This is a genomic window from Marinobacterium aestuarii (assembly GCF_001651805.1).
Taxonomy (GTDB): Bacteria; Pseudomonadota; Gammaproteobacteria; order Pseudomonadales; family Balneatricaceae; genus Marinobacterium_A; species Marinobacterium_A aestuarii.
On sequence record NZ_CP015839.1, the window covers coordinates 3,104,557 to 3,118,350 of the forward strand.

At 58.9% G+C, this 13,794-nt stretch carries 13 protein-coding genes and 1 pseudogene; 3 read left to right on the forward strand and 11 right to left on the reverse strand.

Going from position 1 to position 13,794, the window contains the following annotated elements; genetic code table 11:
- Positions 1–43: 43 nt before the first annotated feature.
- Together A8C75_RS23120 and A8C75_RS13605 are read left to right on the forward strand one after the other, a co-directional pair.
- A pseudogene (locus tag A8C75_RS23120) lies at positions 44–734 on the forward strand (IS5 family transposase); the annotation flags it as partial.
- Positions 735–1,241: 507 nt separating this feature from the next.
- A complete protein-coding gene (locus A8C75_RS13605) occupies positions 1,242–1,529 on the forward strand; it encodes a DUF2845 domain-containing protein (RefSeq protein WP_067383308.1) in 288 nt (95 codons plus the stop codon).
- Between the two features lie 541 nt (positions 1,530–2,070).
- Here A8C75_RS13605 and A8C75_RS13610 read toward each other — a convergent pair.
- The 8 genes from A8C75_RS13610 to maiA form a co-directional block, all read right to left on the reverse strand.
- The gene (locus A8C75_RS13610; protein WP_067387321.1) at positions 2,071–2,661 is read right to left on the reverse strand and encodes an NADPH-dependent FMN reductase; all 591 of its coding nucleotides are present in this window, start codon (positions 2,659–2,661) and stop codon (positions 2,071–2,073) included.
- A 208-nt stretch (positions 2,662–2,869) separates the two neighbouring features.
- Positions 2,870–4,141, reverse strand: a complete 1,272-nt coding sequence (locus A8C75_RS13615; protein WP_067383311.1) for a TRAP transporter large permease — start codon at positions 4,139–4,141, stop codon at positions 2,870–2,872.
- On the reverse strand, positions 4,138–4,644 hold the full coding sequence (locus tag A8C75_RS13620; RefSeq protein ID WP_067383314.1) for a TRAP transporter small permease: 507 nt from the start codon (positions 4,642–4,644) through the stop codon (positions 4,138–4,140). Before A8C75_RS13620 ends, A8C75_RS13615 begins: the two co-directional genes overlap by 4 nt.
- A gap of 43 nt (positions 4,645–4,687) precedes the next feature.
- Complete coding sequence (locus tag A8C75_RS13625) at positions 4,688–5,668, reverse strand: TRAP transporter substrate-binding protein (protein WP_067383317.1); 981 nt, start codon at positions 5,666–5,668, stop codon at positions 4,688–4,690.
- Positions 5,669–5,813: 145 nt separating this feature from the next.
- Positions 5,814–6,515, reverse strand: a complete 702-nt coding sequence (locus tag A8C75_RS13630) for a fumarylacetoacetate hydrolase family protein (protein WP_067383320.1) — start codon at positions 6,513–6,515, stop codon at positions 5,814–5,816.
- 41 nt (positions 6,516–6,556) lie between these two features.
- A complete protein-coding gene (locus A8C75_RS13635) occupies positions 6,557–7,588 on the reverse strand; it encodes a cupin domain-containing protein (protein WP_067383323.1) in 1,032 nt (343 codons plus the stop codon).
- 29 nt (positions 7,589–7,617) lie between these two features.
- Positions 7,618–8,829 (reverse strand): 3-hydroxybenzoate 6-monooxygenase, encoded by a 1,212-nt coding sequence (locus A8C75_RS13640; RefSeq protein ID WP_067383326.1) that lies wholly within the window; start codon positions 8,827–8,829, stop codon positions 7,618–7,620.
- 42 nt (positions 8,830–8,871) lie between these two features.
- A complete protein-coding gene (gene maiA / locus A8C75_RS13645; protein WP_067383328.1) occupies positions 8,872–9,513 on the reverse strand; it encodes a maleylacetoacetate isomerase in 642 nt (213 codons plus the stop codon).
- 183 nt (positions 9,514–9,696) lie between these two features.
- On the opposite strand from maiA, the gene A8C75_RS13650 reads away from it, so the two are divergent.
- Entirely contained in the window at positions 9,697–10,614 is a 918-nt protein-coding gene (locus A8C75_RS13650; protein WP_067383330.1) for a LysR family transcriptional regulator, read from the forward strand.
- A 327-nt stretch (positions 10,615–10,941) separates the two neighbouring features.
- Here A8C75_RS13650 and A8C75_RS13655 read toward each other — a convergent pair whose 3' ends face one another.
- From A8C75_RS13655 to A8C75_RS13665, 3 genes are all read right to left on the reverse strand, one after another.
- A complete protein-coding gene (locus A8C75_RS13655) occupies positions 10,942–11,682 on the reverse strand; it encodes a dienelactone hydrolase family protein (protein WP_067383333.1) in 741 nt (246 codons plus the stop codon).
- 243 nt (positions 11,683–11,925) lie between these two features.
- Positions 11,926–12,732 carry a 5-deoxy-glucuronate isomerase gene (gene iolB / locus A8C75_RS13660; protein ID WP_067383336.1) on the reverse strand — a complete coding sequence of 269 codons (807 nt, stop codon included), beginning with the start codon at positions 12,730–12,732 and terminating at the stop codon, positions 11,926–11,928.
- Between the two features lie 59 nt (positions 12,733–12,791).
- A complete protein-coding gene (locus tag A8C75_RS13665) occupies positions 12,792–13,634 on the reverse strand; it encodes a MurR/RpiR family transcriptional regulator (protein WP_067383339.1) in 843 nt (280 codons plus the stop codon).
- Positions 13,635–13,794 lie beyond the last annotated feature (160 nt).

Below are 13,794 nucleotides of genomic sequence, written 5' to 3' on the forward strand. Positions count from 1 at the left end.
AACCTTGTTACATTTGAGGTAACGACTGGTGAGGTACTACTGACTACGTGACGATCAGTGGAGCGTATTAAGCATTTGCTACCCGGCAAGACCAGCGACAGGGGCGTGACTGCACGTGATAACCGGCTGTTTGTTGAGGCGGTTCTGTGGATTGCACGCACGGGGTCGCCCTGGCGGGATTTTCCCGATTTTTATGGACATTGGCACCGTGTTTACGTCCGTTACAATCGCTAGTCTCACAAGGGTGTCTGGCTAAAAATCATGGGGTCGCTGTCAGAGGACGCTGATGTTGAACAGCTGATGGTCGATGGCAGCATTGTGCGAGTCCATCAACACGGAGCCGCAAAAAAACGGAGCAAGACGCCGAAGCCATGGGAAAGTCCCGAGGCGGACTGAGCACTAAAATTCATGCGGCCGTAGATGCCTTGGGCGACCCAGTACGACTACTGCTGACGCCAGGGCAAGCATCAGAATACGGGCAAGCCGAGGCGCTATTGGATGGCTTTACGCCCGGCCAGGTGCTGGCAGACAAGAGATATGATTCAGATGCCTTTATTGCGGCTATCCAGAGGACTGGCGCGGAAGCGGTGATCCCGTCAAGGAAGAACCGTCAACACCCGAGACCGCTGGACCGACATTTGTACAAAGATCGCAACTTAGTGGAGCGGTTTTTCCAGAAGTTAAAACAATTTCGCCGGATAGCGACGCGATACGAACGACTGGCGAGAAACTAACAGTCGATGTTGAGTCTCGTCTCAGCCGTTATATGGCTGGCCTAATTGAGAACAGCCCCTAGTTCCCACCCACCGAGACATCAGAACGGCTTCTATCCCCCTCAGCAGCCGACGAGCACCGGAATTATGTTCCGATCAGACCCGAAGGGGTGAGGCAGGGACTGCCGAGCCGCCGATTGGGGGCATGGATGCCCCCTTAGCGGCGTCCGGAACATCATTCCGGCGCGCAGTGCATCCGGCTGATGGGTGGCGCGTTTCCTTTGCCTACTTTCCTTGTCGCGCAACAAGGAAAGTCGGTCGCCGAGAGGCGAAATACAGACTCAAAAAATACCGCAATCGTTCTGCTGGTAAGTGATGGGTACCTAACCTAGAGTCACCCTGACCGCCTCCAACCTCCTCGTCCAACGATGGGTTCTATCGTAGTACTAGGGCATTAGATCGGATCGCGGAAATAGCTATACTGTCCAGGGACTCGAACGGATTCGAAAATAAATTGAGGACCTCCCCATGAAATGGACCTTCGCAACCCTTGCCCTCATCACTCTGTCATTGTCCGTCAGCGCAGACCAGATGGTCATTAACGGCAACGCCATCCGGGATGGCGACAGCGTCGCCAAGCTGATCAGAGAACTGGGCCAGCCACTCACAAAGAGCTACCGCTCCGGTTGCCTCAATCGCAACTGCACCACTTACGCTAGACTGCAACGCTGGGTCTACATCCACGACGATATCGAGTACACCGTAGAGATCTTGGGCGACAAGATCCACGCCATCGACTGGACGCATGCGCACTAAGCGCCCGCTGCACATTAAAAATGTGCAAGCCCTGCGACACCTATCGCCAATGCGACAACAACTAAAATAAATGCCGCGAGCACATGGAAAATCATTCGTTTACCAAATTCTTTTCCAGATGCTAAAGGCTTACTTTTACTTCCATACATTTTTTATCTCGTTCATTGTTGCCGCATAACATTTTTATCCTAGCCTCAGAGACCATTTTTCCAGAGGCCAGTACTGCCTGATGAATATCCGTCAAAAACCGGCACAAAGCCAGGCAGCGTGAGCCGTTCAGATCCTTGCCTCAATAACACCCAGCACAGAAAAGCCTTTGTCCGGCTCGCCCTAGGAGCTGAAAAACCACGCCAGGCTTATGACCCCAGCTTGCTTCATACCTGCACAGAGCGCGGTAATTCGTGATTCGTGATTTGTGAGTACGCCACCCGATGCCGAGCACGGCCTCCACTTTCAGAGCTTCGCCGCGAGGCGCGGCTTCTCCTACGGGGCTCGAGGGCATATCACCACGAAATCCCCGCCTGACCAACCCAACGCCCTCTTACCCCGCCTCCCTCTCCCGCAAGATCGCCTCCAGACTGATCTTCGGGCAAACCGCATGATTGATGTAATCAATCAGGTTGCTGGCTGAGCGCCGAATGTATTTCTCGGTGGCCGCATCCAGACAATGCCCTTCGGCATCGAATACCTGCTGAACCCTGGCAATGGAGACCGCCAGCGGCAGTGGCATGGCACCGACATGGGCGCAGATGGCGCGCAGCTGCTCGGTGGACTTGATGGCGCCGATTACACCGGCCGCCACACCCAGGATGGACACCGGCTTGTCACCGAGTACGCTGGGGAAGCCGAGATTGTCGATCGCCAGCTTCATCGGGCTGCTGATGCCGCCATGGTATTCAGGAGATGCCAGCAGTACACCGGTGGCGGAGGCTACCGTTTGCTGAAATTGCTCGATGGCGGCGGGATTTTTCGCCTCCAGGCCCGGCAGTGGCAGGTCCAGGGATTCAAGCCGAATCGGCGTTACCTCGACCCCGGGCGTTTTCTTCAGCTCGTCGATGGCCAGTTCCAGCGCCATGGCGGTGTAGTTGCCGGGTCGCACGCTGCCACAGATGGTCACGATCTTGATGCTCATATCAATCTCCCTTGCCATTATCGATGCCTTTGTCAGGCTGCTTTTATCTGGGCGCTGCGGCGTGAAACAGCCGCCGCAGCCAGGATTGAAAAGCTTAGCAGCTAAGAATTCGGCCGCAGTGCCGGGCATCGGAATAGCCCGTCGCAAGACAAAAAAGCCCCGCAGGCAATGACTGCCGGCGGGGCTGGAAGGATATGAAAGTGAAGGCTCAGCCCATCAGGCTCGGCAGCCAGAGGGAAATCCCCGGCACCAGCGCGATGATCAGCATGCAGATAAACATCGACAGCAGGAAAGGCAGCATGGCGCGGAACAGCGCCCCCATCGGCAGGTTGGCCGCGGTCATGGCGATATAGAGGCCAGGCCCGACCGGCGGTGTCACCAGCCCCACCAGGGTCGCCAGGCTGATCATGACGCCGAAGTGGATCGGATCTATACCAAAGGACAGCGCCGCCGGCAGGATAATGGGCACGATCACGATCATGACGCTGATGCTCTCCAGGAACATGCCCAGCAGGATCACCAGCACATAGACCAGCATCAGGAAGATAATCGGCGAGCTGGTAATGCCGCTGATCCATTCCACCAGCATGTCCGGCACGGCTTCAAACGACAGCGCCCAGCCGAACACCGAGGCGGTGGCAATCAGCCCGGTGATGGTGGCGGTATTCAGCGCCACCGAGGCGAACATGGCGCCCAGGTCCTTGATATGAATCGCCTTGTAGACACCGGCACCGATCACAAACGCCATGATGGAGGCCACGGCACCGGCTTCGGTCGGAGTCATAACGCCGGCAATGATGCAGACGATGACCACCAGCGGTATGGTCGCCGGCAGCAGACCGGCCAGCAGATCCGTGCGCACACTGCTATCGGCATGACGCTCACCGCTGGGCAAGCCAGACACTAGGCCGGTGATAAAGATCACCAGGGCAAACCCCGCCACGATCAGCAGCCCCGGCAGGATGCCGGCGATAAAGAGCGCCGCAATGGGCTGGTAAGCCACCACGCCGTAAATGATCATCAGCATGGAGGGCGGAATAATGGGCCCCAGCAGACCACCGGCCATGGTCACGGCGGCGGAAAACTCCTTGTTATAGCCCTTCTCCACCATGGCCGGAATCATCAGCCGGCTCATCACGGCGATCTGCGCCGTGGCCGACCCCAGGATGGAGGCTGCCATGGCATTGGTCAGCAGATTGACGTACGCCAGGCCGCCGCGAAATCCACCGACAAACACATCGGCAGCGTTCATCAGCCGGGTGGTCAGACCGCCCCGGTTCATCAGCTCGCCCACCAGCATGAACAGGGGAATGGCCAACAGGCCGTTCTGGTTCAGCGAGCCATAGAGCTGGATCGGCAGCGAGGTCATGAGTACCGCAAGATCGGCCTGCAGCAGGAACACCAGGGTACCCAGCAGCAGGGTGATAAAGATCGGCAGGCCGGCCAGCAAGCTGATAAAAAATACAGCGGACGTCATCATGCCGTAGCCTCCTCTACGAATACGGGCTTGGCAGGCGGACACAGCAGCTGAATCAGCTGATGCCAGCACATGCAGTAGAAAGACCCCACCAGCACACCATAGTTGTACCAGCGCGGCAGGCCGGTAGTGGGCGAGACATCCGCCTTGATTTCAGGGCGCAGAATCCAGTCCGTGGCGTAATAGCAGAGCACCAGCAGGGTTGCCAGTACCACCAGATTCAGCAGGCGCCCCACCCAGACTGCGGCGGCGCCTCTGAGGGCGACCAGCAGCAGGTCCACCCGGACCAGCTGATGTGTGTGCAGCAGGTAGCTGACGCCAATAAAGGTGGCCGAAATCAGGATTTGCACCGCCACTTCCTCGGCCCAGAACAGCGGGCTGTTGAAGAAGTAACGCAGTACCACCTGGGCTGCAAGAATCATCGTCAGGCTGGCGGTCAGGCCGATCAAGAGCGTGTATTCGATTTTCCCGACCAGCCGATCCAGTGTTGTTATTAAACCAGACATAAAAACCTCGCTTGGCAGAGGCTTGCCCTGCCCTGCTTAAGTGTTACCGGGTTTGCTCATAAAAGCTTTTGATCGCGGGGTTACCGGCGGTGTAACTCTCGACGATGCTATCGGCAACCGCCTGCAGCTGTGCCCGGTCTATCTCGGTAACGGTCACGCCTTCTTCTTTCAGGCGCGCCAGATTGGCAACCTCGGCTTTAGCCTGCTCTTCAAATCCCCAGGCTTCGGCTTCATGGAATGCCTTGAGTACCTGCGCCTGTTTTTCCTCACCCAGCGTGTTCCACCAGACTTCGGATGCCACCACCACGCCCGGGAAGGCCATAAGGTTGGTCAGGTTCAGGTAGGGCGCCTGCTGGTACATCTTCAGGCCGACGACTATATCCAGATCCACATCCACGGCATCGAGCAAATTGGTGCTCAGAGCCGGCGACACATCGCTGATGGCGAGCGCCGTCGGTGCGGCACCGAGTTGACTCCACCAGTCGTTGAACAGTTTGTTGGGAAAGGCGCGTACCTTCTTGTTGGCAAAATCATCCGCGCTGGCAATCGGCTTGGATGAAATAACATGGCGCATGCCGGCCAGGGTATAGCCCAGACCCACCAGCTTGTGCTGTTTCAGATCCGCCAGCATCTGCTGTGCCGCGGGTGTCTGGGTGGCCCTGGCGGTATCGGCCACATCCTCGAAGGCATAGGGCAGGAACCAGGCATTGAATTCATCGGCGCGATTGGACAGACTGCCCGCCGTAAGAATAGCCAGCTGCATGCCGCCACTTTGCAGCAGGTCAATCATCTGATCATCGCCGCCAAGTTTCGACAGCGGGAAAATCATCAGGGAGTCCTTGCCGCCGGTGTCGGCTTTAAGGTTGTCACTAAAGCGTTCGGCCACCTTATGCCAGATATGGCTTGGCGGCGTCACATGCCCCAGGCGCATGCGCTCGGCGCTGGCCGACATGCTCAGGGTCAGAGCTGCAGTGGCAACCGCAGGGATAGCAATACAGCTGACAAGCTTGTTGAAATTAATCATGGGGATGAACTCCACTTTTATAGTTATTGCATGCCTGCGCCGGCAAGGTACCGGCGCAGGCAAACCCTGCCCGTTGGCCGCCCAGACGATGGGCGCCATTAGGTGTAAAGAGACTTCAGGGGGTGGCGTTAAATCAGCGCCCGATTTACTGCTTGATGGTCAGCTCGATTTCACCGACCTTTGCCACGGAACCGGTGATCTTGTCGCCAGCCACTACAGCGCCAACGCCATCGGGCGTGCCGGTGAAAATCAGGTCACCCGGCTGCAGATGATAGAACTTCGACAGGTGGGCGATGATTTCGGGCACGTTCCAGATCAGTTTGTCGACGTCGGACTGCTGCTTCACCTCGCCATTCACCGCCAGCTCGATCGTGCCGGATTCGATAATGCCGGTGACCTCCTTGGGCACTATGGCAGTCATGATGGCGGACTCTTCAAAGTCCTTGCCCAGGTCCCAGGGCCGGTTGGTGCTACGCGCCTTGAGCTGCAGGTCACGGCGGGTCATGTCCAGACCGCTGGCGTAGCCGAAGATGATGTCGTTGGCATCCGCTTCGCTGACTTCAAAGCCTTCCTTGCCAATCGCTACCACCAGTTCCATTTCAAAATGGTAGTTGTCGGTCTGCGGCGGGTAAGCGATTTCACTGCCAGAGGGCAGCAGGCTGCTGGGGTGCTTGGTGAAGTAGAAAGGCTCCTGCTGCGTCTTGTCGACACTCACGCCCATTTCAGCGGCATGGGCGTGGTAGTTGCGGCCCACGCAGAAGATGCGGTGTACCGGAAAGAGTGCATCGGTACCCGCGACTGTGGCCAGGGGCTGTTTTTTGGGCGGGAATAACAGTTGTTCAGACATGGGGGTTTCTCCTGAAAGGGGTCATCAATGGATAGTGCTATTCAATAAATACCGAGGTAATGATGCAGCGGGCCTTCATCGGCCGTGATCATGAACGCCGGCTTGTCGGCGGAGCGGTTGCTCAGGGTGATATCGGTGTAACCGGGCGCCGACAGGGTGTCTTTTTCCACCCAGTTGAGCGCATCGCCACCGTCAACGCTGAGGCTGCCCTCGCCTTCCACCGCATGAAATACGCAGGCGGTGGTGCGTTTGGGCAGGCGGGCAGTCTCGCCGGGGCGCAGCATCAGGGCCCCAAAGCCAATGCTTGGGAACAGGCTGGCGCCGGTCTCGGGATTCACGTAGCTGATACGCAGCAGGCGGTCCGGGTAATGCGCGGCCATTTCCACCAGGCAGGCACGGGTCTTGTCCCAGGGATAGCGCAGCTGCGGCGAGTCCTGCTCGGCACGCTCAAAGTTGATATGGGGCACGACACCTGCGGCGCTGTACTCGGCAAAGGATTTGTCCTGCCCGCGGTTATCCTGCTGCGGTGTGCCCTCGATAGCCCAGGAGCCTTCGAGCTGGTATATCAGAGGCAGATCCAGCACGTCCAGCCACATGATGGGGCCATCGCCCTCGTGCTGGTGTTCATGCCATTTGCCCGAGGGCGTCAGGATCAGGTCGCCCCGCTCCATCCGGCAGACTTCACCGTTCACCGTAGTCGAGGCGCCCTCGCCTTCGATAATAATGCGCACTGCGTTGGGGGTGTGGCGATGATTCGGTGCCGACTCACCCGGCAGTATCAGCTGGATACCCATATAGATACTGGGCGTGGCCTGCATGTTGGTCAGGCCGTGGCCCGGATTGGCCAGCACCAGCACACGGCGCTCGGCCTTTTCCATCGGCGTCAGTTCACCGGCCTGCAGCAGCAGCGGACGCACGCTGGCGTAGTCCCAGCACAGCGTCCGGGTTTTGCGGCTCGGTACATGGGGCGGCAGAACGGCGCGCATGTTGGGCCAAAGCGGCACCAGATTCAGCGCACTCAGTTCATCACGATAGCTTTGCGGCAGATCTTCCAAAGTTCCAAGAGCTTGCATCGATTGATCCTCGTAATGATTAGACGCGTTTACTGCTCGCCCGGCTGTTTCAGACAGTTGGCGACGTTCCAGCTGTACAGCCACTCGACTGAATCGTAGAAGCGCTCCTGGGAGCGACCCGCCCACAGCTGGTTACGCACCAGACGCTCAACGCCCTTGGCGTGATAGAGCCGGCCCATTTCACGGGCGGACCAGAGCACCCGGGCAGTACGGGGAATACGGATGCTTTCGTATTTGCGAAACGCCTGTTCAATGTCGTTGTCGCAGACGCGCAGCGCTTCACCCAGGGTGACCGCATCTTCCAGCGCCATGCAGGCGCCCTGTGCCAGATACTGGGTCATGGGGTGGGCGGCATCGCCCAGAATGGTGGCGCGACCCTGGCCCCAGCTGTCCACCGGATCACGGTCAGCGGTGGCCCAGCGCGTCCAGGACCTCGGTTTGTCGAGCATCTGGTGCGGGCGGGCATGGATACCCTCGAAGTAGGACAGCACTTCTTCCTTGCTGCCTTCGCGCACACCCCATTCTTCCTGTTCGTTACTGTGGAAGGTCACCACCAGGTTGTACTGCTGGCCGCCGCGCAGCGGGTAATGCACCAGGTGGCAGCGCGGGCCGGCCCACAACATGGGCGCATTCACACGCAGATCTTCCGGCATGTTTTCAACGTCCACCACGGCGCGATACACCACATGGCCGGTCACCTTGGCCTCATCGCCCACCAGCTGCTCACGCACCACGGACTTGACGCCGTCGCACCCCAGCAAGGCGTCGCCTTCAAAGCGGTTACCCCTGGTATCGATCACAACCACGCCGTCGCCCTTGATCTCCATGCTCTCGATCTTGGTGGAGGTGTGAAAACTGATCAGCGGATTTTTCTCCACCGCTTCCAGAATCGACAGATGAATATCGGCGCGGTGAATAACGCCGTACGGGTTGCCAAAACGCGCCCGGAAGGGCGCGCCTACATCGACACGGCCCACTTCGGAGGCATCAATGGCATCCATCATGATCAGATGATCGGTAAACACCGAACGGCTGCGGGCCGCCTCGCCCACACCCAGAGCATCAAGTGCCGCATAGGCATTGGGACCCAGCTGAATGCCCGCACCGATTTCACCGATTTTATCGGCCTGTTCCAGCAACTGAACACTGATGCCCTGACGGGTCAGTGCCAGGGCCGCAGCCAGACCTCCGATGCCTCCACCAACGACGATAACTTTCTGCTGTGGCTTGTTGTTATTCATAAAGACTCCGTAAATTCGTTTAACACATGACTGCAACGGCTATCAGCCCTGAAAATCAGGCTGCGCACTCGGAGCCGCCTGCTGGAAAGCGCTCTGGCCCTGGCAATGTTCGTATACCGCCATCACCCGGGGGTAGGCAGCCATGTCCAGGCCCATACGCAGCACGTTAGCCACCTGGGGTACCAGGCATACATCGGCGAGGGTCGGCGCCTGGCCAAAACAATAGGGTGCGCCGCCGTGGCGCCCGAGCAGGGTTTCCAGTGCATTGAAGCCTTCACGCGCCCAGTGGGCATACCAGGCATCTTTCTGGGCATCGGTGATACCCAGTTCGCTTTTCAGGTATCCCAGTACCCGCAGGTTATTTACCGGATGCATATCGCAGGCGATGGCGTTGGCGACTTCCAGCACCCGGGCCTTGAGCTGCGGCTCTTCGGGGATCAGCCCGGCCTGCGGATACTGGTCATCCAAATACTGCATGATGGCCATGGACTGGCTCAGCGCGGTGCCATCATCGTCCACCAGCAAGGGCACACCTTTGGACGGATTCAGCGCGGCGTAGTCAGCGAAACACTGCTCGCCCACGCGAATATTGACGCCATGATAAGTGTAGTGAAGGTCCTTCAGTGCCAGTGCGATGCGCACTCTGTAGGACGTTGAACTGTTGAAAAAACTGTATAGCTGCATCGAACCAACCTCTTGTTTTCAACCCGCAGGCAGTGACGGTGTCTGACCTCAGACTGCCCCGCCCACCGGCCTGCGGTGTGCAATGGCGTCGTGATGACCCGGTGTGAAAACATTATTCCCCAGACAGCTCATGCCTAATAATGATATGTTCCGATACATCCATACTATTAGAGGTATATCTAAATGGACTGGACCCGCCGGCTAAAGCTCAGTCACCTGCAGCTGCTGATCACGCTGCACGAAACCGGTAGCCTGAGTGATGCAGCAAGAGCCGCCCACAGCACCCAGCCCGGGCTGTCAAAATGGCTCAAGGATCTGGAGGAGGATGTCGGCGGCCAGCTGTTCGAGCGACATGCGCGGGGGCTCACCGCCACCCCGATGGGATTACTGCTAATCAGCCATGCCAGACGCATGGTGACGGAAATGTCCCGCGCCCAGCACAATCTCGAAGCCCTCATTGAAGGCAGTTCACGCACCTTTGCCGTGGGCACCTCGCCGGCCTCGGCGCCGAGTTTTGTGCCGGCGGCCATTATGAAATTCCTGGAACGCTACCCCAAGGCGCGCATGGAGCTGCAGGAAAGCACCATGAACGACCTGCTGGAAAAGCTGAAATTGGGCAAACTGGATCTGGTGGTGGGCCGGCTGGACAACTACCAGCCGCAGCCGACCCTGAACAGTGAGCGGCTCTACGACGAGCCTCTGCGCATCATGGCCCGCCCCGACCACCCCCTGGCCCGGCGCAGGAATCTGGGCTGGGATGATGTCTATGCCTATGACTGGATTGTCTGGCCCCAGGGCACACCGATCCGCAGCAAGCTGGAAGTCGCACTCACCCGCGCAGGCCTCAAGCCACCGCCCTACCGGGTCGAGTCCTCGTCCCAGGTGGGTAACCTCTGGCTGCTGCAGTACAGCGACATGCTGGCGATAGGCTCCGAACGGGTGGCGCGGCATTTTACCGGCCGCGGTCTGGTGGTGCCGCTGGATATAAAGATCGATACGGTGGAGGGATTCGTGGGTATGTGCTGGCGCGATGACACAGGTACAGACCCCGCGATCCTTGACCTGCTGGAATGCTTTCGAAGTTCAAAGACGATTAACTGACAGCAAGACCAAGCCGGCACAGTCCCCAAAAACACCCTTGACCTGCTGGAATGCTTTCGAAGTTCAAAGACGATTAACTGACAGCAAAACCAAGCCGGCACAGCCCCCCCAAAAAAACACCCTTGACCGGCTGGAGTGCTTTCGTAGCTCAAAGACGGTTAACTGACGGCAAGACCAAGCTGGCACGCCCCCCGACAGCAGGCCCGACCGGCTGGCATGCTTAGGCCGCTCAAAAACGATTAACGGATGGAACAGGCCCCCCGGCCCCCCGGCCTGCCGCGCCTTGACCCTCCCGGCTTAGTGCTCCCTTTACCTCGCCTGTAACGCCTAATAGCCCAACTGTTCATCCAGGAAGGCAGCAAAGCGCTTCCAGGATTGCTTGTCCGCCTCTTCGCGATAACTGTCGGCGCCAAACACCGTAAAGGCATGGGGCGCGCCACTGTAAGTGATCATCTCGTGGGCCACACCGGCGCTTTCCAGCTCGACCCCAAGGGCTGCAAAATCATTCAGGCTGATGGCCGCATCGGCAGAGCCGTGCATGATCAGCAGCTTGCCCGTGGCGGCGCTGTAGTTTTGCCCCTCCGGCGTACCGAGCCCGCCGTGGAAGGTTGCAAACCCCGCCATGGGTGCGCCCGAGCGGGCCAGCTCCAGCACAGCAGCGCCCCCAAAGCAGTAGCCGGCCGCCACCACGTTATCGGTCTGGGCGCCCTGGGCGCGGGCAGCATCGAGGGCGCCATTCATCAGCGCGCGCATTTTCTCCCTGTCCTTGTAGAGCTCACCGGTATGCTGGCGCTTGTCCTCCAGTTCCGTCGGGCGCACGCCGGCGCCAAACAGGTCGGCGGCAAAGACGCCGTAGCCCATATCGGACAGCATTTCGGCGCGTTTGATCTCGTAGTCGGTCAGACCATCCCAGTCATGAATCAACAGCACCAGGGGTGCGTCCGGCGACGGGCTCACATAGTAACCCTCATAAGCCTGACCATTGACCGTATAGGTCACCGGCTTGCCGTCGGCCATAACCATCATGGATGCCAGGCTCAGACTGACAGCTCCCAGTAGTGCGCGCATAGATAGCCTCCGCTGAATAATTCCAAAGAGATGACGACTGCGCGCCACAGGCGCAGGTCAGGATTGATTCGTCGAATAACTATAGATCAGGGGCGAAGATAAAAGGGGAAAGGTGCGAGGGCAAAGGAGAAAGGGGCAAGGGGCAAGGGGCAAGGGGCAAGGATAAAGGGGGAAATAGCGGCCAGGCGGGTGGACAGAGCCACAACCGGCGGGCCGCATTGACTAACCAAACAACGCGTCCGATCAGTCCTTCTTTATCATCCATTCGTGATCGGGATCATTGTGGAAGATCCAGGTGCGCTCAGGGCCGGCCATTACATTGAGGTAATAGAGATCGTAGCCATGGGCCGCACCCACCGGATGATAACCCTCAGGCACCATCACCACGTTGCGGTCTTCCACCGCCATGGTTTCATCCAGACTGCGATCATCGGTATAGACGCGCTGAAAGGCAAAGCCCTGGGGCGGATTGATGCGGTGATAGTAGGTTTCCTCCAGCCGGGTTTCCGCCGGTGCCGCGTCGCGATCATGCTTGTGCGGCGGATAGCTCGACCAGTTGCCGCCCGGGGTGAAGACTTCACACACCAGCAGGTGTTCTGCGGCCATATTGCCGAACAGAATATTGCACACATGGCGCTGGTTGGTACCCTCGCCCCGCATTTCGTAGCGGGTATCGGCCGGGGTAATCAGACGGGCGCCAAACTCACCCCTGGCGGGAGCCTTGCACACCGCCAGCTCCAGTACTGTCGTGGCCGTAACGCGAAAACGATCCGAGGGCGGCACATACACGCTGTAGGGCGCCTTCTGTTCGAATACGCTCATGCGCTCGCCAAGCCCCGTCCAGCTTTCCTGCTCGGTGGCGACATCCGCTAGACCACTGACCAGCACCAGGCAGACTTCCTGATCGCCGGTGGCCTGCTCCAGCACCTGGCCCGGCTGCAACTGGTAAACCTCAAATCCGACATAGTCCCAGCCGGCGGAGGCGGGACTAATGCGCTGGATACAGCCCTGGTCATCGGGCGTTGTCGGACGGGACAGGAGCTTGGACATGAATTTCACCTTCTTTAGGGTTATGAGTTCAGTGGGTACCCAGCAGCCCCGCCCGGCATTTAGCCGGCCACCGTCTGCTTGTCGACCCGGTAGGCCAGGCTGATAGACAGTGCCTGGGCCAGACACAGGGTTGAGCCCAGGGCACGAAAGCCGTGCACCTCGGCATCGCGCACCACAAAGCAGACCGAGGCCAGCGCCGCCAGCGGGCTGAGTTGGCTGTCGGTAATCAAAATCAGCGGCACACCGCGCTCGACCGCAGCCTTGGCGACGTCCTGGGTTTCCGGTGCATAGGGGTGGAAACTGGTGGCGATGATCGCATCGCGCTTGCCAATGGCGCCGCCCTGTTCGGCATACATGCCCCCCACGCCGTCAATCAGGTAGGCGCGACGGTCGATATGGCGTAATGCATAGGCGAAATAGGTCGCCACCACGAAGGCCCGGCGCACCCCCACCACATGGGTAGCTTCAGCGGCGGCCAGAATATCCACCGCCCGCTCCAGATCTTCCTCACTGATGCTCTCGCACAGCTGATCCAGCGCCACCGCGCTGGCGCCGGCAAACTGCGACAGCAACTGCAGCGGCGTATCACGGCTGTCATCCCCCAGCTCTTCACGCGCGATGCGGATGCGCTCGGTATAGCTGGGGGATTCCTGAATCAGCTTTTGCTGGAACAGACGCTGCATTTCGCTAAAGCCGCTATAGCCAAAAGCGTTGGCAAAGCGCACCAGAGTCGAGGGATGCACACTGGCATCCTTGGCAATCACCGCAACAGTACCAAAGGCAATGGCGTTGGGGTTGTCCATCACGTACTGCGCCACCTGACGCAGGCGCTTGCTCAGCACCGAGTGCTGATCGGCGATGGCTGACTTCAGATCGGCCAGTGTTTGGGGTACTGCATTCATGGTTTGGCGTCCCTCCAGTGTTCAGGGTTTCTTATAACCCCCGCGCCACTGAATTGGAATAAATTTTCCAAAAATGAAGTAGCGTTGCCCTTTTCACCCCGATGGTCGCGGTGTTCAGGCCCGTGCGATAACCAAACCATAAGGAATTTATGTTCCTATT

Coding starts and splice junctions, on each gene's coding strand:
- A8C75_RS13655 (WP_067383333.1), bottom strand. CDS start 11,682: ATGCGCGCACTACTGGGAGCTGTCAGTCTGAGCCTGGCATCCATGATG.
- A8C75_RS13630 (WP_067383320.1), bottom strand. CDS start 6,515: ATGTCTGAACAACTGTTATTCCCGCCCAAAAAACAGCCCCTGGCCACA.
- A8C75_RS13620 (WP_067383314.1), bottom strand. CDS start 4,644: ATGTCTGGTTTAATAACAACACTGGATCGGCTGGTCGGGAAAATCGAA.
- A8C75_RS13650 (WP_067383330.1), top strand. CDS start 9,697: ATGGACTGGACCCGCCGGCTAAAGCTCAGTCACCTGCAGCTGCTGATC.
- A8C75_RS13635 (WP_067383323.1), bottom strand. CDS start 7,588: ATGCAAGCTCTTGGAACTTTGGAAGATCTGCCGCAAAGCTATCGTGAT.
- A8C75_RS13615 (WP_067383311.1), bottom strand. CDS start 4,141: ATGATGACGTCCGCTGTATTTTTTATCAGCTTGCTGGCCGGCCTGCCG.
- A8C75_RS13640 (WP_067383326.1), bottom strand. CDS start 8,829: ATGAATAACAACAAGCCACAGCAGAAAGTTATCGTCGTTGGTGGAGGC.
- maiA (WP_067383328.1), bottom strand. CDS start 9,513: ATGCAGCTATACAGTTTTTTCAACAGTTCAACGTCCTACAGAGTGCGC.
- A8C75_RS13610 (WP_067387321.1), bottom strand. CDS start 2,661: ATGAGCATCAAGATCGTGACCATCTGTGGCAGCGTGCGACCCGGCAAC.
- iolB (WP_067383336.1), bottom strand. CDS start 12,732: ATGTCCAAGCTCCTGTCCCGTCCGACAACGCCCGATGACCAGGGCTGT.
- A8C75_RS13665 (WP_067383339.1), bottom strand. CDS start 13,634: ATGAATGCAGTACCCCAAACACTGGCCGATCTGAAGTCAGCCATCGCC.
- A8C75_RS13625 (WP_067383317.1), bottom strand. CDS start 5,668: ATGATTAATTTCAACAAGCTTGTCAGCTGTATTGCTATCCCTGCGGTT.
- A8C75_RS13605 (WP_067383308.1), top strand. CDS start 1,242: ATGAAATGGACCTTCGCAACCCTTGCCCTCATCACTCTGTCATTGTCC.